The sequence below is a fragment of the Streptomyces sp. NPDC093984 genome, from assembly GCF_044764595.1.
Classification (GTDB): Bacteria; Actinomycetota; Actinomycetes; order Streptomycetales; family Streptomycetaceae; genus Streptomyces; species Streptomyces cynarae.
Genome location: NZ_JBIWIM010000028.1, coordinates 13,894 through 30,611, shown reverse-complemented (window position 1 = coordinate 30,611; position 16,718 = coordinate 13,894). Strand labels below are relative to the sequence as shown.

Annotated in this window: 15 protein-coding genes and 2 pseudogenes; 6 read left to right on the top strand and 11 right to left on the bottom strand. The window is 65.8% G+C overall.

Translation table 11 applies throughout. The features are described 5' to 3' along the window. Window positions 1-152: 152 nt before the first annotated feature. From ACIRC0_RS38180 to ACIRC0_RS38165, 4 genes and pseudogenes are all read right to left on the bottom strand, one after another. Window positions 153-921, bottom strand: a pseudogene (locus ACIRC0_RS38180) (transposase). Between the two features lie 121 nt (window positions 922-1,042). Beyond that, window positions 1,043-1,438: an MmcQ/YjbR family DNA-binding protein gene (locus ACIRC0_RS38175; RefSeq protein WP_403626261.1), complete on the bottom strand. Its 396-nt coding sequence runs from the start codon at window positions 1,436-1,438 to the stop codon at window positions 1,043-1,045. A 123-nt stretch (window positions 1,439-1,561) separates the two neighbouring features. After that, window positions 1,562-2,212: a nitroreductase family protein gene (locus ACIRC0_RS38170; protein ID WP_403626258.1), complete on the bottom strand. Its 651-nt coding sequence runs from the start codon at window positions 2,210-2,212 to the stop codon at window positions 1,562-1,564. Window positions 2,213-2,349: 137 nt separating this feature from the next. Continuing rightward, window positions 2,350-2,883 (bottom strand): carboxymuconolactone decarboxylase family protein, encoded by a 534-nt coding sequence (locus ACIRC0_RS38165; RefSeq protein ID WP_403626256.1) that lies wholly within the window; start codon window positions 2,881-2,883, stop codon window positions 2,350-2,352. A 135-nt stretch (window positions 2,884-3,018) separates the two neighbouring features. Here ACIRC0_RS38165 and ACIRC0_RS38160 point away from each other — a divergent pair, with 135 nt between their 5' ends. Together ACIRC0_RS38160 and ACIRC0_RS38155 are read left to right on the top strand one after the other, a co-directional pair. After that, on the top strand, window positions 3,019-3,192 hold the full coding sequence (locus ACIRC0_RS38160) for a hypothetical protein (RefSeq protein ID WP_403626253.1): 174 nt from the start codon (window positions 3,019-3,021) through the stop codon (window positions 3,190-3,192). Between the two features lie 375 nt (window positions 3,193-3,567). Further along, window positions 3,568-3,999 (top strand): annotated as a pseudogene (locus ACIRC0_RS38155) (leucine zipper domain-containing protein). Here the strand turns inward: ACIRC0_RS38155 and ACIRC0_RS38150 are convergent. Both ACIRC0_RS38150 and ACIRC0_RS38145 read right to left on the bottom strand, forming a co-directional pair. Beyond that, a complete protein-coding gene (locus ACIRC0_RS38150; protein ID WP_403626250.1) occupies window positions 3,982-4,203 on the bottom strand; it encodes a hypothetical protein in 222 nt (73 codons plus the stop codon). The pseudogene ACIRC0_RS38155 and the gene ACIRC0_RS38150 overlap by 18 nt on opposite strands. A 267-nt stretch (window positions 4,204-4,470) precedes the next feature. Beyond that, complete coding sequence (locus ACIRC0_RS38145; protein WP_403626248.1) at window positions 4,471-5,496, bottom strand: alpha/beta fold hydrolase; 1,026 nt, start codon at window positions 5,494-5,496, stop codon at window positions 4,471-4,473. A gap of 469 nt (window positions 5,497-5,965) precedes the next feature. Here ACIRC0_RS38145 and ACIRC0_RS38140 point away from each other — a divergent pair, with 469 nt between their 5' ends. Continuing rightward, complete coding sequence (locus tag ACIRC0_RS38140) at window positions 5,966-6,160, top strand: hypothetical protein (RefSeq protein WP_403626245.1); 195 nt, start codon at window positions 5,966-5,968, stop codon at window positions 6,158-6,160. A 36-nt stretch (window positions 6,161-6,196) separates the two neighbouring features. Here ACIRC0_RS38140 and ACIRC0_RS38135 read toward each other — a convergent pair whose 3' ends face one another. Then, the gene (locus tag ACIRC0_RS38135) at window positions 6,197-6,610 is read right to left on the bottom strand and encodes a hypothetical protein (protein WP_403626242.1); all 414 of its coding nucleotides are present in this window, start codon (window positions 6,608-6,610) and stop codon (window positions 6,197-6,199) included. A gap of 558 nt (window positions 6,611-7,168) precedes the next feature. On the opposite strand from ACIRC0_RS38135, the gene ACIRC0_RS38130 reads away from it, so the two are divergent. Continuing rightward, a complete protein-coding gene (locus tag ACIRC0_RS38130) occupies window positions 7,169-7,498 on the top strand; it encodes a methyltransferase domain-containing protein (RefSeq protein ID WP_403626239.1) in 330 nt (109 codons plus the stop codon). Between the two features lie 683 nt (window positions 7,499-8,181). Next, window positions 8,182-10,632, top strand: a complete 2,451-nt coding sequence (locus tag ACIRC0_RS38125) for a SpoIIE family protein phosphatase (protein ID WP_403626236.1) — start codon at window positions 8,182-8,184, stop codon at window positions 10,630-10,632. 195 nt (window positions 10,633-10,827) lie between these two features. Here ACIRC0_RS38125 and ACIRC0_RS38120 read toward each other — a convergent pair whose 3' ends face one another. From ACIRC0_RS38120 to ACIRC0_RS38105, 4 genes are all read right to left on the bottom strand, one after another. Continuing rightward, complete coding sequence (locus tag ACIRC0_RS38120; protein WP_403626233.1) at window positions 10,828-11,772, bottom strand: NADP-dependent oxidoreductase; 945 nt, start codon at window positions 11,770-11,772, stop codon at window positions 10,828-10,830. Window positions 11,773-12,009: 237 nt separating this feature from the next. Next, window positions 12,010-12,516 (bottom strand): GNAT family N-acetyltransferase, encoded by a 507-nt coding sequence (locus tag ACIRC0_RS38115; RefSeq protein ID WP_403626230.1) that lies wholly within the window; start codon window positions 12,514-12,516, stop codon window positions 12,010-12,012. Window positions 12,517-12,555: 39 nt separating this feature from the next. Continuing rightward, the gene (locus ACIRC0_RS38110) at window positions 12,556-13,014 is read right to left on the bottom strand and encodes a GNAT family N-acetyltransferase (RefSeq protein ID WP_403626227.1); all 459 of its coding nucleotides are present in this window, start codon (window positions 13,012-13,014) and stop codon (window positions 12,556-12,558) included. Between the two features lie 45 nt (window positions 13,015-13,059). After that, a complete protein-coding gene (locus ACIRC0_RS38105; protein ID WP_403626224.1) occupies window positions 13,060-13,977 on the bottom strand; it encodes an NADP-dependent oxidoreductase in 918 nt (305 codons plus the stop codon). 1,443 nt (window positions 13,978-15,420) lie between these two features. Between ACIRC0_RS38105 and ACIRC0_RS38100 the strand changes: the two genes are divergently transcribed. Then, window positions 15,421-16,695 carry an MFS transporter gene (locus ACIRC0_RS38100; protein ID WP_403626221.1) on the top strand — a complete coding sequence of 425 codons (1,275 nt, stop codon included), beginning with the start codon at window positions 15,421-15,423 and terminating at the stop codon, window positions 16,693-16,695. The last annotated feature ends 23 nt before the right edge of the window (window positions 16,696-16,718 follow it).

The window sequence follows — 16,718 nt, the reverse complement described above, 5'->3', positions numbered from 1 at the left end:
GCTACGAACGCAAGGCCGAGCACTTCCTGGCCTTCACCGCCATCGCCTGCAGCCTCATCTGCTACCGCAGACTCACCAAATGAGACGACGTCTAAAGGGTGTTGCACGAGGCTGTGCTCGGGCAGGTCAGAGCCCGCGACCGGGTCGCCTGGTCATGATGCGAGGGCAAGGCTCTGCATGTGGGCAACGGCCTGGACTCCGTGATGGAGACCCTCGCCCCGCTGCTGGCAGTCGCGGAGGATCTTGCAGTCCTTCATCCGGCCGATGACGTTTTCCACCCGGGCACGGACCCTGCGGTACTCGGCGTTGTCCTCTTCCTCCGCCTTCAACAGGGGCCACCCAGGACGTTTGCGGTGCGGCGCCGCCATCCCGCAGTTGAGGTAGGCACTGTCCGCCAGCACCGTCACTCCCTGAGAGTGCTCGCTGAGCCCAGGCACACGCCAGGCGTGTGCGTCCGCTGTGGTGCCCGGTACCGGCCGGGCTGCGGCGATCACCAGCCGTGTCTCCGTGTCCACAATGACCTGTACATTCGCCGAGAACCGGTAAGTACGGGAGGAGGCGCCCACACCCCGGTCGCGGACCGGGACGAGTGTGCCGTCCACGATCCACATCCAGTCCGGGGCGTCAGCCGGGCGGGAGACCGGTTCGAGTGCCAGCAGCGGTCCCAGCCGCTGGATCACACGGCAGACCGTGGAGGAGGAGACACCGAACAGCGGACCCAGCTGCCGCAGTCAAGTTTGTGCGGTACACCGCCACCATCAGGACCCGCTCGGCCAGGGGGCAAGGACCACGGCCGTCCCCGCAGCCTGCCATTGCCACCCCGCTCCCGCACCACCTTCAACAGGGCCGAAAAAGCTGCGTCACCCGCAGCCCCGTGAACGTCTCCACCCACACGCGGTCAGTCCTTAACACCCCAGCCATACAGGGGAGACGCCCAGTTCAGAGCCTTGTGCAACACCCTTTGGCCGCCGACGGACTCACGCCATGATCCCCTCCGGATCGGCGAAGAGCCCGGTTTTGTTCTTGTCTGGCGCCGCGTCGGTCAGTCGGCGGACGGCAGGGAGCTGAAGGTGTCGGGGTCGACCGGGCGGCTCTGTCTGGGAAGGCCCGCGACGACGAGCAGGTACGACTCGGTCACGAGGTCGTCCACCAACGCCTGCTCGATATCCGCACCAGGTCTGACGGTGATCCAGTGCTTCTTGTTCATGTGGTAACCGCGAGAGATGCTCGTATGCGAGGCGCGGAGCGTCTGGGCATCTGAGGGATCGGCCTTGAGGATCACGACCGGCTCGCCAGGCATCGATGTCTGCAACATGAACACCTTGCCGCCGACTTTCCACACTTCCCAGTCGCCGGTGAACTGGTGCGTGTGCTCTGAACCCGGGAGCTCTGCGGCGCGCGCGGCCGCGCGGTTCTGGACTGTCCTGTCTGCGTGCATCTTGGCCTCCTCGAGGTCGGTGGAGGTCGACTGTCCGGCGCCCGTCGGGCGGAGTTGCGGGCGCCGGACAGTCGAGTCCCCCAGAACCGAGCAGGCGCGCCGATCGCGCACCCGCTCAGTTCGTCACATGTGAGTGAAGATCTTCTCGGCGTCGAAGCGCGAGACCGGCTGGCGAGAGACGCGCGCCTCGTCCGGGTACCCGAGCACGACGAGCAGCGTCGTGGTGAAGTCGGTGTCGGTGAGGCCGAACGCTTCGTCGATCGTCGCGCGGTCGAACCCTTCCAGCGGGGTGGCGTCGACTCCGAGAGAAGCGGCGGCCATCATGGTCGCGCCGACCACGAGGTACGTGTTCTTCTCCAGCCAGTGGAGCACGTCGCCGCCATAGTTCTCCGACTGGATCTCCACGAAGTCGGACGCTCCAGCCTCCCATCCCTTCTGGATCTCCGGGTCCGCGAAGCGACCGTCCGCGCGCTCCTTCGCGAAGATCTCCTGCAAGTGCTCGTCGGGAATCGTCTTGCGGGTCGTGAACACGATCGCGTGCGACGCGTTCCGCACCTTCTCCGCGTTGTCCGCGAAGCGGCCGACGAGAGCGTCTGCAAGCTTGTCCTTGCCGGCCTGCGACTCCAGCACATGGAAGTGGTTCGGCTGGATGTTGATCGTCGTCGGCGAGGTGCGTAGGTAGCGCAGCAGGAGCTGGAAGGTCTCCTCCGGGATCTTCTTGTTCGGGTCGAAGTAGCGGGTGAGGTGCTTGGTGATCAGATTGTTGAGATCCATGGTTGGTTTTCGTTTCGTGTTCGGAGGGATCGGGTCAGGAGGCGGTTTCTGGGCGTCGGAGCCACGTCAGTAGGTGGTGAACATCGATTTCATCGGGGCGACCTCCGTGCCAGTCGACGCGGTCGCGACGTCGCTGGTTACGCGCCCGCACCGGGGATGTCGACGACGGTGTCGTTGACGTTGTTGAGGTAGTTCGTGAGCAGCGTGACGACCACGACGGTGACGATCGCCTGGATCTCGGCGTCCGTGTACCCGGCCTCGCGGACCGCGGCGATGGCCTCATCGTCCACCTGACCGCGGGTCTCGATCACCTGCTGGGAGAAGCGAGCGACGGCGGCACGCTTGGGATCGGTGGAGCCGCCGGTGCGGGCCAGCTCGATCTCCTCGGTGGACATGCCTCCGAGGTTCGCGGAGATGTATCCGTGCAGCGCCGAGCAGTAGTCGCAGTTGTTGGAGTGGGACGTGGCCAGCGCGATCGTGTGGCGGGTCTTCGCGTCGAGGAGCTTCGCGATGCTGCCCTGCAGGCCCATCACGATCTCGAGGACGGTCGGGTTGGCGGCGAGCGTGGTGAACATGCCCGGAGCGAAGCCGAACTGCTTGGCGATGGCGCCGAGCGTGCCCTGCGTCTTGGCGTCGATGTCGGTGAGCTCGGGCGTGGTGAGACGAGACATGGTGGTGGCCCTCCGGACGGTATCAGTCTGGGCTGTTTAGCCCACTCACAGTGAACGCGACGTCGACTGGGCTGTCAAGCCCAATCTATGGTCGCGTTGGGCCGCTGAGCCCAATCCACGGAATCGGGTGGTGCCATGCAGATGAACGATGGATCGCGTGATCTTCGCGGGCGCACGGGCAAGGGGCTGACGGCGCGAGGTCGCATCCTCGAGCACGCCGCGGACTTGATCTACACGCGGAGGGTGGATGAATGGGCGCAAGTGCCCGACCGCTCCGATATCGACCCCGCCAGCCACTGGCAGGCGTGAGAGCTGGCCGAAGCCGTGCGTGACGCAATCCAGACACTGAGCGGCCGCCAGCGGCAGGACTTCAGCGCCGTCGTCAACGGAGTCCCCTGGAAGCGCTGGCCAGTGAGATGGAGACGAACCGCAACGCGCTCTACAAGACGATGTTCGACGCCCGTAAGAAACTGCGAGCCCAGCTGATAGCCGGCGGACATCTCAGCGCCGCGGGCTGATGCGGCGGCGAATACGTCGGCTCGGGCAACGCTGACCAGGCGGTTCGCACCGCGGCCGCACACGCCCCGAAGAGATCACGAGCGTTGTTGACGCCTGCGGGGCTTGATCATGGCGAAGACCTTCGGTGTGGTGGAGCTGTCTAGGACTGCACCGCACGAGGTCTTCGTGTCCCACCGTAATGCCCGGCTGACCGTTCACGGCAGGCGGCTCCTGGTCGAGCGTGTCCCTACCGGCCGTCCCGTCGCGCATGTCGCAGCCGAAATGAAAGTCTCGCGGGTCACCGCCCACAAGTGGCTGCGTCGCTGGCGGGCAGAGAGGGCGAGATCGGCCTGCACGACCGTTCCAGCCGGCCCCACAGGACGCCGCACCGCGCTCCGGCAGCGGGGGAAGAGCGGATCTGCCGTCTGCGCGTCGAACGCTTCAACCGCACTCTGCTCGACAAATGAGCCTACCTGCGGCCCTGCACGAGCAACACCGAGCGGACCGAAGCCATGGCAGACTTCCTCCACACCTACAACCACCACCGCTGCCCACACCGCACTCGGCGGCCACCCACCAATCAGCCGTGTGAACAACGCTTCAGGTCAATACACCTAGGGCGCGAGACCCGCCGAAGAGCATCGCCGCAGCGGCTCCACTCATGAGGACCCCGCCGCGCTGCCACCAACGGCGGTACGTCATCGTCTGCTCGGCGTAGTCAGCGAGCACATCACGTGTGATCCGCCGCGCGTCACGGTCCAGGTCTTGCACCTGCTCGGTCAGTCGTTCCAGCAGTCGGGTGTCGATGGGCTCTTCAGCCATCACGCCCCATTTCATCGCGGCCCACCTCTCGGCGGCCTCATATGCATGTTTGTTCTGAGTACTTCTCTTGATTCGAACGCGCGTGCAGGTTCCACTACTTGCCGTCGCGCACCCGGGCGGTGAACCACGGCCTATTCATTCGGTCCCTCGACCGCTCCGCCGCCGGGTCGCGCCGGTGGAGATACTCGTAACCACCGGCGCGACCCCACCCACAGAGATACTCCCCGCAGTCCGTAGGGATTGTTGCTCATCCCTTGACGGTGAAAGCTACTTCTGCAGGAAGGAGCGCAGCAGAGCCGTCACTTCCTTCGGCCTCTCCTCGTTCACGAAGTGGCCCGTATGCTTCAGGACGCGTCCCTGGACGTTCACGGCGTACTCATGCCACTGATTGGGGACCCCTGAGCCGAAGGAATACTGACCACCGATCGCGAGGATGGGCATCTTCAACTTGCCCTGAGCCAGGAACTCCTTGTTCTGCTGCACATCTGTGCGAAGCCCACGGTAGACATTCATCCAGGCCGTCGCGCGGCCGGGCTCCTTCAGGAAGTGGGCGTAGTAGTCAAAGTTCGACGCCGTAAACGGCGACTTGTCGCCCGCCACGTACTCAAGCATCATGTCGTGGACGAGGACGCGTTCGTGACCGGCCATGAGCTTTTCAGCGAGGGGCAGCTGGAACAGGCCGAAGTGCCACGGCGAGGGCTTGCTCGGGTCGGCGTTGAGCGCCGGGTAGGTGTAAATACTCTTATCCGGGATGGGAGCCTCCATCACAGCCATGCTCCGCACCTCCGACCGGAACTGCGCCGCATAGCCGTAGGCGACCCACATACCAACATCGTGGGCGACAACCTGCACGCCGTCGTTGAGCTTCAGCTGTGTCAGCAGCTGATGCACGTCCTTCGCCAACTGCGCTGCGTCGTAGCCACCCTCGGTGACCTGGGACTCACCAGCACCACGCAGGTCGACGGCGATCACGGTGTGGGTCTTGGCGAGCGGACCCATCTCCTGCCGCCACTCAGACCAATCCTCGGGGAACCCGTGGATCATCACCACAGGAGAACCTTCACCACCCCGCAGGTAGTGCATGCGAAAGCCATTTACTTCCGCGAACTTGGACTGAAAACCAGCGGGTGGCCGAGACTCTGGGAAGGACGACGTTGGACGTGCCGCCACGGAGTCATGCTCGCGAGTCTCGCCCCATGCTCCGACGCCCGAGACCACAGAGCCCACCAGGAGAGCCACCACAGCTGTAATAAGCGCGATGAGCCTGCTGATCTTTCCTATTCCGGTGCTCATGATTCCCTTACCTGGAGTCGGTACCTCGTTCGAACCATGCCTCTACTCCCCTTCTCGTCTGATGACTGGAGTCGGCCGTCAGCCAAGACCCGAATCCGACCAGATCGTGTTACGAGTCCTGTGGATCTCTTCGAGAGTGGGCGGCCGACAGGAGCGAATTCTTACCTCCGACCTCCAGAAAATAATTTCCTACTCATCTCTCCGGGGAAAGACGGCCGCGGGGGCCCTGGGATGCGGCGACGGTGCGAGCCCCTGGTGCCAGCGCAGCCCGGGCCGACATGGCCGCCCGTGCCCCAGCCCGCCATGCTGAGATGTCCACCGGCTATCAGCTGAGCTCGCAGTTTCCTACGAGCGTTGGACATCTTCCTGTGCATTGCGCTTCGTCTCCAGCTCACTGGCGAGTGTTTCCAGGGGACCTTGTTGACGCTGGTGTGACTTCTTCGAAACGGTCACCCTGTCCGGGACCCGCTTGTACGTGTTCGCCGTGTTTGAGCACGCGAACCGCCGGATTCGGATCCTGGGCGCAACCGCGCATCCGACCGGATCCTGGGTGGTCCAGGCCGCGAAGAACCTTGTCATGTACCTCGACAACGCCGGCTGCCGGGCGGCTATCGGGTTCCCGCAGTTGTTCGACGAGGTGCTCAAGGTTGACCAGCACGGATGAGGTATTCGGCGAGCGCACCGTTGTAGGGGTGGCGCGCTAGCCGGTCGCGGCGCCCTTTGCGGGCATGGCCTTCAGCGTGCCGCACAGCGAGGGAGCGGTGGCGACCTGGGGGCAGCTTGGGGTCCAACTCGCTGGGGCCCAGCACGTTGGTGAACTTGCCGCTGCCGTCGTAGTGCTGGCCACGTCGTTGTTGACGGTGATGGTGCGCCAGTACTGGTAGGAGCTGCCCACGGGGAAGCGGGTCACCGCCAGCGCGCTGGCCGGGGAAGTGTCGCCGCTGGTGGCCAGCGACGGGCCGATCATGCCGTAAGACTCCATGCCGTCGGTGGTACTGATCGCGATGTGCCCGTTGAGGTTGGTGGCCGCAGCCGCAATGGGGCACATGCCCATGCCGTCGATATGGATGTGGGCCGCGTGCGGAACTCCGGCTAGGAGCCCCTTCACGGTCATCCTCACGGTGACCTTGTGACCAGAAAGGGACACGGTCGCGGTGCCGAGCCGGTCACGTTGTTCGTCGGGATCGAAGTCAACTCCGCCCGGAAGCCGGGCGAGCCGGAGTCTGGGGCTGCGGCTGCCGCTGTCGGGACCCGCCCATCGACGGGCCCAGCACACCGGCCGCTGCCAGGGAAGATATTGCCTTGCGCATCTGAAAGCCTCGCTTTTCAGGGATCACCGGCTCATACGTCACCGAACGCCGGATCGAGCCCTGACCCCGCTGGAACGGGAGCCTTCCTGACCTTGGTCTTGCGTGAGAAAGGTCTACTCCTGACTGTACCCACGAACCCCGAGACGCCGCACTCCGAGTCCCCGTCACAGCAACCGGAACCGGTGATGAGGCGATTCCTCCGGCGCGCACCAGTCTGATTCGTCGTCGTGGGCTAGCACGAATCGGCTGTCCTGTGGGGCAGGCGGGCCGCCCTAGTGCCGCATCAGGCATCTTTCGCCGTGTAGTTGACCCTGCCGACAACTCACTGTGGGCACTCTCGAACTGTGGCTACGGTGGTCTATATGGGCGGCAACGATGCCGATGCTGTTGTGCGGGAGCAGATCGCCTACTACCGGGCCCGCGCGGCCGAGTACGACCGGGTCTACACCGAGCGCGGCGAGGTGCTGGGGCTGCTGCCGCTGATCGACCGTCTTCCAGTGTCGGGGGACTTGCTGGAACTGGCCTGCGGAACCGGTCAGTGGACCCTCCTGCCCGCTGCCCGGACACAGTCGGAAACCGCCGTCGATGCCGCGCCCGAGGCGCTGGCCATCGCGCGGGAGCGCGTGCAGTCCGCGACGGTCCCAGACTATGGACGATTGTTGCCCACATTCTCTGGTTCACTTCGGGGTTGAGCCGACCGACTCGTTCGCGGGATCAGGGCTTCTCGACTTGACGTTGTGATGTGGGGATCAGGCTGCGTGACTCGGGCGCCGCCTCTGCGCGAGCGGAGAGGGACCGGTAGATACATCGCGCCGGGGGTGTGTCGTGGGCCGCGGACCGAGACGAGTGTGATCGAGACCCGCCTTGGCGCGGTCCTGGATCTCGTCGACACCTAGCCTCAGCAGTTCCACGTCGAGCTGCTCGACGACCTTGCTCAGCAGGCACCTCGCTGGCTGCCCTACCCAACGCGTGCAGGGATTGAGGCGGCAGGGCTGGAAACCAAGCGCACTATGCGCCACCGTGCCAGTCCCGACCCTGCTCCTGCACACCTGATACAAGATCGCCATGGGCATCACCATGGGGTACAGACGTCTGTCACGCAGGGCCGGCTGCGGACCGTGACCTGCGCTCTCCCCCTGCGCAGCCACCACCCCGCTCGAATTTCCGCACCCAGAATCGAGGCTGACCCGCTCCCGAGCGTGGCGTCCCGAACATGCGACGTGGCGCTTCGCGGTGCAACCGGTCCGGCAGGCGGCGCCCAGGGGCCCGCCTGGCCGTTCGGCGCGAAGTGGTCCGGTCTTTTGCTCAGAGAATGGTCCGCACGTGAGGGTAGACGCGCGCATACGGTCGGGGCGCGACGCATCTGATGGGAACCATGATGATGAGCCCTGACCAGACCGCACTGCTGGAGCCGCTGGGACTCCGCGAGATATCCGACGCGGCGATAGCGGTGATCGACGAACAAGGGACGGTGGTCGCGTGGACGCAAGCCGCTCAGCACCTTGTTGGGTACCGCGCTGAGGACGTGGTGGGCCGATCCGCCACACTCGTTCTGCCGTCATCCGAGGAGGCGCGGGGGGTATCAGCGTTCGCCGAGCAGTGCCGTGCCCAAGGCGGCTGGTCCGGCACCGCGGCGGTCCGCCACCGCGACGGCCGCACGCTCAAGCTGAGCCTGCGCCTCTGGCTGCTGTGGGGACAGAACGCAACCCACCAGTGGCTGGTATCCCTGACCGACATAGGCGCGTTCTCCTCGGGGATGATCAACGGATCGGTGCGGGAGTCGCTGCTTGCCCGGGCGCCGATCGGCATCGCCATTCGTGACCCACAGCTACGTTGTACGTGGATGAACGACACGATGGAGCATGACGGCATTTCCCGTGACCAGAGGTTCGGACGCCGCCTGAAGGATTCACTGCCCGGCTTCGAGGCCGAAGCTCTTGAAGCCGTGATGCGGCAGGTGCTGGCGAGCGGCACTTCCGCGGTCCACGAGTACCGGGCATGGCCGCCCGAAGATCCGCGCCGGGAGCACGCATTCGCGGCCTCGTTCTTCTGCCTCCAGGACGCGGACGGCCAGGCACTGGGGGTCTGCTCCTTGACCGTGGATGTCACCAGCAACCAGCGGGTGCGCGAGCGCCTTGCCGTCCTCAGCCAGGCCAGCACGCGCATCGGGAGCACCCTGGACGTCATGCAGACCGGACAGGAACTGGCCAGCCTGGCCGTGCCCCTGTTGGCCGACTACGTCACCGTCGACCTGGCAGAGTCGGTTCCATTCCGCAAAGAGCCTGCCCAGGACGACACAACGTACGATCGCCCCCGCGTGTTCCGACGTGCCGGTTTGGCCTCGATCCACCCAGGGATACCAGAGGCGACGTTCGCGCGAGGGGAGGAAATCTCCGTCCCCCCAAACTCGCCGCTCGCCAGCGCACTACGCACGGGAAGGTCCCACCTGGAACCGGTACTGGACACCACCCCTGGCACATGGATCGACCACGACCCGGGACGGGCGCAAAAGATCCGTGAGAACGGGGTGCACTCCGTGATGATCGTGCCCATCCGTGCCCGGCACTCCGTGTTGGGCGTGGCCTTGTTCGCGCGCACCGAGGACCCGATGCCATTCCAGGAGGATGACCTACTCCTGGCTGAGGAACTGGTCACCCGGGCCGCGCTGTCCTTGGACAACGCCCGCCAGTACACGCGTGAACGCAGCACGGCCCTCGCCCTCCAGCGCAACCTGCTACCGCACCGCTTGAGGGGCGGCGTCGCCGTCGAGGCGGCCGGGCGCTACTTGCCGGCCGACACGGACGCCGGTGTCGGAGGCGACTGGTTTGATGTGATCCCGCTGCCTTGTGCCCGGGTGGCCCTCGTCGTCGGTGATGTGGTCGGACACGGCATCAACGCCGCGGTGACCATGGGCAGGCTCCGCACCGCCGTCCGCACGCTCGCGGACCTGGACCTGCCCCCCGACGAACTGCTGAGCCACCTCGATGACAGCGTCCGGCAGCTGACCGGGGAAGATGACGGCGCCCCTGATCAGATCCCCGCGATTATGGGCGCGACCTGTGTGTACGCCGTCTACGACCCGGCCACCCGGCAGTGCACGATGGCACGGGCCGGGCACCCCCCGCCCGCGATAGTCGACGCACACGGCGAGGTCACCTTCCCCGACCTGCCCACCGGAGCCCCACTCGGCCTCGGCCTCGGGCTGGTCCCCTTCGACGCCGTGGAAGTGGAACTGCCCGAAGGAAGCCTGCTCGCGTTCTACACCGACGGCCTGGTCGAATCCCGTGACGACGACATCGAGGTCGGCATGCGCCGCCTCGGTACCGCCCTGGCACAACCTGAACAGTCCTTGGAAGACTTGTGCTCCTCAGTGATGGAAACCGTGCCGACTCAGGCAGCATCTGACGACGTCGCCTTGCTCCTTGCCCGGATCCACACACTCGAGCCAACCCACATTGCCTCCTGGGACCTGCCAACCGAGCCGGCCGTCGTCTGCGCCGCCCGGCACCTGGCCGTCCATCAACTCAGCGAATGGGGACTGGAGCCGCTCGTGCCCACCACGGAGCTGATCATCAGCGAACTGGTCACCAACGCTATCCACCACGGCGCCGGCCCGATCCGACTACGGCTCATCCAGCACCAAGTCCTGACCTGCGAAGTCTTTGACAGCGGAAAGTGTTACCCGCGCCTGCGCCATGCCCGCATCGTCGACGAAAACGGCCGCGGACTGTTCCTGATCGCCCAGTTGTCCAGCAGGTGGGGCTTCCGCTCCGCAATGGGCGGCAAGCTCGTCTGGGCCGATCAAGAGCTCCCGTCCACGCTGTAGAGCGGGTATCGATGAGGGCCACCTGTCGCCGGCCTCGTAGCCGAGGTGGTCGGCCCTGCGGCGCTGCCGCGCGCTCACGTCCTCCGCCACCCCCCGAAGCGAGTACATGCGCGATCTCCCCTACGAGCGGGCACGTAAGGGAGATCGCCGAAGCGCCATACCTGAGGAAGGACGGTCGCCGCCTCTGGGCCCTCCTTACGGACGAACGCGGATGATCGTCTTCCCATTGATCCGCTCGGTAGGGTTGAAGGCGGCCACAGCATCGTCGAGGGTTGCGACTTGGCCGATGTTCGTCCGTAGCCGTCCGTCCTTCACGCGCCGCGCGATTTCACTCAGTTGCACGCGGTCGGACACGACAACGAAGTCGATCGCCCGACCGTTGGCCGGCCGCGCCTCGGGCGGCCCGGCGACGGTCACCAGCATTCCTTCGGCTCGGATCAGACCCGCGGATCGCTTCCCGATGGCACCGCCGAAGACATCGAATACCAGGTCGACGCTGCCGACATCTTCCAGCGCGTCGTTCTCAAGGTCGACGAACTCCTGTGCGCCGAAGTCGAGCGCCAGCTGACGATGGGCAGCGCGTCCGGTACCGATGACGTAGGCGCCGGCCTCATGTGCGAGCTGTGTCGCCATCGAGCCGACCGCGCCGGCCGCACCGTGCACAAGGACGCTCTGCCCCACCCCGAGGTGGCCGTGCTCGAACAGCCCCTGCCAAGCGGTCAGGCCAGTCATCGCGACGCCCGCACCTACCGTGAAGTCAACGTCGCCAGGCAACGGCGCAAGGTTGCGCGCCTCGACGACGACAAACTCTGCCAGGGTGCCGTCGCGGGTCCAGTCGGTGAGTCCGAACACCCGCTGTCCGACCGACAGCCCCGCCGTGCCATAGCTGAGGGCGGTGACTACGCCGGCCACCTCGTGGCCCGGGATCGACGGCGTGCGGTCACGGCCGAGGCGATCGATCCAGGTCGAGGGCCACTCCAGCTCATCCCCGGTGAATCCTGACGCATGCACTTCCACGACGACATCGCCGTAGTTCGCGCCTTCAAGACTAGCGAGCCCCGCCGTGTCCGGATCGGGTCGCTCCACCAGCTTCATCCCTGCCGTTCCCGCGGCACGGTCGGTCACCACGATCGCTTTCATCTGAATACCTCTCTCCGTAACAGTCCTCGCTTACTTCCTGTACGAGATAACGGGGGATCTCTGTTTCTCTCCGCGTCCAGATGGACGAAACCCGGATGGTTGCCTTCGCCCTTGTCCCGTTCGGTCGGATTGAAAGCGCCGACGGCATCGGCGGCGGTCGAGGCGCTGCGGATGCCCGTCCGCGCCAGCCACCTCCGGACTTGCTGGACGACTCGAAGCACGTTTGAAGACGGACAGCTACATCCAGTCGTGCTCGAGCGCGGCGATCTGCCTCTCGTCGTCCGGGCCGCCCGCGGGACCGTGCTGGTGGTCTGGCCCGTCTGCGGGTTCGTGCTGTGGGTGGGCGCCGGAGCCCGGATGAACCTTGTCGATGAGATGGAGGTATTGCGGGTGGCGGGCAATAAACTCGCCCACAACCGGGCAGATGATGGTGATCTTCTTTCCGCTCTCGCCGATCTCGTTCAGCACGCGAGCGATGAGCTCCGCGGCTACTCGCTTGTGGCGGTAGGCGGGGTCGACCCAGGTCGTCAACAGTACGACGCGGCCGCCGACGAACCGGTATTGGAGTTCTGCGATCGCTTCGGGACCGAGAGACGCGGTCCACCGACCGCGCTCCGCGTCGTTGGCGATATCGAGCTCCCAGGCGGACTCGGCCTCACGGAGACCGGTCTCGTCCAGAGCGGCGATGAGGGCCGCGTTGTTCTGTTCACGAAAGGCCGCCTCGGCCTCGATGTTGGTCGTCACTGTCGAACACTTTCTGCCGGGGGAGCCCGGCGGGTTGGTTCAGGATTGGTGCGACCCTGTGGTCACCCCCGGGTGCTCAGGGTCGATGAGATCCGCATACTCGCGGTTGTGCTCGATGAAGGTGCGCACGATCGGACACATGATGGTGACCGTCTTTCCTCGCGTGCGCACGTCGCCGAGGACGCGTCGGATCAGCTCGGTGGCGATGCCCTGTCTGCGGTACTCGGGGAGCACCGAGGTGGCCAGCAGCACGAGCCGGTCGTCGCCGGCGACGTTGTAGGGCAGGCCGGCGATCTCGGTGTCGCCGACGATGGCCTCGTAGATGCCGGTTTTCTCGTCGTTGACGACGTAGAAGTCGAACGCAGAGGCGTGGGGATCATCGATCACCTCGTCGATGAGGACAGCCTGGTCCTGACTGAGGGTGCTTTTCCCGTCGGGGTAGCCCGCCTCGTCCGGGTACTCGATGGCGTAGCGGGTCTCGTCGGTCGGCTCGGTCATGGGTTGTTCCTTCGTTGCTTGCTGGCCCGGGGGTACTCCGTGTACTTACCGGCGAACGCGAATGATCGTCTTCCCCTTGACTCGCTCGGTGGGGTTGAAAGCGGCAACGGCCTCGTCGAGGTCCGCGACCTGGGCGATGTTCGTCTGCAACCGACCATCCCGGACCCGCTGGACGACCTCACCCAACTGCGTTCGATCGGCCTCGACGACGAAATCGACTGCCAGGCCTTCCTTGGGCTGCACCTCGGGCGGGCCGGCGATCGTCACCAGCATCCCTCCGGCTCGGACCAGGCCTGCTGACCGCTTGGCGATGTCACCGCCGATCACGTCGAAGACCAGATCGACTCCGCCGATGTCTTCCAGTGCATCGTTGTCGAGATCGACGAATTCCTGCGCGCCGAAGTCGAGTGCGGTCCGCCGGTCGGCAGCACGTCCGGTACCGATGACGTAGGCACCGGCCTCACGCGCGAGCTGCGTCACCATCGAGCCGACGCCACCGGCCGCGCCGTGCACGAGGACGCTCTGCCCCACCGCGAAGCGGCCGTGCACGAACAGCCCCTGCCACGCGGTCAGACCCGAGATCGGCAGGCTCGCGCCCACGGTGAAGTCGACATCCCCCGGGAGCGGCGCGAGGTTACGCGCCTCGACGGCCACGTACTCCGCCAGGGTGCCGTCGCGAGTCCACTCCGCGAGCCCGAACACCCGCTGTCCCACCGACAGGCCTCTCGTGCCATAGCCAAGAGCGCTGACCACCCCTGCAACCTCGTGACCAGGGATCGACGGCGTCCGGTCACGGCCGAGCCGATCGGTCCAGGTCCCGGGCCACGTCAGCTCACCGGGGGTGAATCCCGACGCGTGCACCTCAACGAGAACGTCGTTCCCGCCAGCCTCCGGCTCCGGGCGCTCTTCCAGCATCATCCCGGCCGTTCCCGCGGCCTGGTCCCTCACCACAATCGCCTTCATTCGGCACCTCCCTGCATCCGGTCTTTGCCTGCGCGGCACGCACGGTCCCGGTCGTAACTGGACCTTCGAGTCCACATTAGTACGGAGCCATGTCACCCGGCAGGTCGGGCTGGCGGGCTTGATCGTCCTTAGAGACTTGCCCGGCCACAGCCCCGAAGTATCTACGCGCGACGCCGACCCTATCCCGTCCACGACCGGAACGGCCTGTGCAGGCTTGAGTTTCTTGCTTCTCACTCGCGTCCTGCAACCGCCGCTCGCTGCCGCGTGCTCCGCCCCGTGGCCCCGATGGGTGCGCCACTGCTTGGGATCGACTGAACTGGACGATCGAGTCCACGTTAGGATGGCGGAGAACCGTTCGACAAGCATCAGCGGATGATCCCGTGCTGCGGCGCTGGTCGACAGGGTTCGACAGTGCGAGCAGCGCGAAGCCCGCCCTGGGTCTGACGTAGTGAACATTGCCCCTGTCCGCGCCTGGGCGACGCACACCCTGATTGGAGCCTGTGTCCAGGACTGAGGGACATGCGGAAAGCCACGGCGACCGCATCAATGCAGCCGACATCGCGGAAGCGGTGACGAGAGCACCATTCACCTGAACCGACGGGACAACACAGATGTTCACTCACGACGGGCGCACCACCTACGTCCAGAAAGGGAGCCAATCGTCAGGAGAGGGGGAATAGACGATCAAGGGCGGTTTTGGTCTTTCTGGCCGCCCACCTACCGTGCCACCTACGACGTCTCGCGGATCACAGGTGCCGATGGCGATGTCGCCAGCGGTGCGGAGGGACGTTCAACGCACCGGTACACCCCCGGTTTCGCCTGATTCCCGGGATGAGGCCCACCCTCGCGCTCTTCTTGCGAGAGATCTCCGTAGAGGCTGTATCCGTGTATTCCCAGAATAGGCGCTCCGGTCCCAGAAGCCCGGGTCATCGCCGGACCTCGTCAGGCCTCGGGTCCACGTCGCGCCCCGTGGGAGACGGCCCATACTGTGTGCCCGAAATGCGCCCACCCTGGTTGGACGCCCGCCCGAACCCGGTACGGGAGCCCTGCTCCCGACAGGTACGTAGTACGGCGGGCCGACCGCAGGAGAGTCAGCGCCACCAGCACCGGTGCGCGCATCCGACCGGCGAGGCAGCGCGGCCCTCTCGCCCGTGGGCGCCTCCAGGCGCGCCGGGGGGAGTCGGGTGGCGCTCGACCAACCGACGGTGCGGCGTCTGCATCGGACATAGACACGCTGTAGATCGAGCGCTGGTCGACTGGAAACAGACCCGCACCAGAAGCCGGTGGCGGTCTGTTTCTCCTCGTCGCTGTAGGCCAGGCGGGAGTGGCCTCCGGCGGCAGCGGCTCATGCGGGCGCAGCCGGCTGCGCCGGGAGGCCGCCGAGGAGCGGGCGAGATCGCGACATTGGTCGGCAAGAGGGCGCCGTGGATCGACGTAAACGAGATGGACGACGACGCAACAATGGAAAGGCACGGCTCGATGCAAGACGTGGCACCAGTGATCAACCTTGCTCGCGGGGGCAGAACACTCCGGCTGGCATTCTCATCTGCGGTGGTCTCCCTGGTGGCCTCGTTCGCCGCGTTGGTCACGCCGATTCCCCTGTTCAACGTCTATCGCGCTGAGGATGGGTTCACCAACGCCGATATCGCGCTGGCCGTCGTCGCCAACTCAGTGGGCACTATCGCTGCACTGTTGGTGCTGGGTCGCCTGTCCAATCATCTGGGCCGACGGCTCACCGCGATCGCCAGCCTCGGCCTGCTCATGCTGGGCTGTCTGCTGCTGCTGAACGTGCACGACATCGGCATTCTGCTGGCCGCTCGGCTACTGATGGGCGTCGGTACCGGGTTGGCCAGCAGCAGCCTTACCTCCTACATCGTCGACGCCGCGCCTAGCAGGCCGGCCTGGTTGGCCTCTGTCGCGTCCAGCCAAGGACCGATGCTCGGCCTCTCTATCGGTGCGATCGCCTCCGGCGCCCTGGTCCAGTTCGGCCCTTGGCCACGGCACCTCATCTACCTGGCTTCCGCCGGTCTCCTCCTCCTGTCTGCCGCACTCATCGTCATCAGCCCGGAGACCGCGAAGCCGACGCCCGGCACTTGGCGATCACTGGTACCCCAGGTCCGCGTCCCGGCCCGGGTCAGGCAGCTGCTTCCCGTCGCGGCCGCGGTGTTCGTGGCTACCTGGACGACCGGGGCTTTCTACCAGGCCTTCATGCCTGCGCTCGTCGAAGATCAACTCCGCACCCGCAGCTCACTCATCCTCGGACTGGTGTTCGCCGCCTATATGGCCCCCAGCGTTCTCGGCGCCCCCCTCGGCGGCCGATTCACGTCCGCGGCGGCCCAACGCATCGGCATGATCATCTTCCTGGTCGGATGGATCGGCATCATCACAGCGATCGACGTAGGCACACTGGCGTTGTTCATCGCCGCAACCATCGTGGCAGGCGCCGGTCAAGGCATCGCCATCAGTGCCGCCACCCACGGCCTGCTGTACGGCAGCACCCTTGCCGACCGGGCACCGATCTTCAGCGCGATCTATCTCCTCTGCTACGTTGGCGCCGCCCTCCTCAGCTTCATCTCCGGGCAACTCTCGAACACCTTCTCGCTACCGCAGATCGCCCTCGGGTACGGGGCACTCGCCCTCGTTGCCACCGTGATCACTGTCCTCGCTGCACGCAGCCCGGTGACAAGCGTGGCCGGGAAGAGCCAGCATGGCGAGTAATCATGACGAGCCTCACCGTCAGA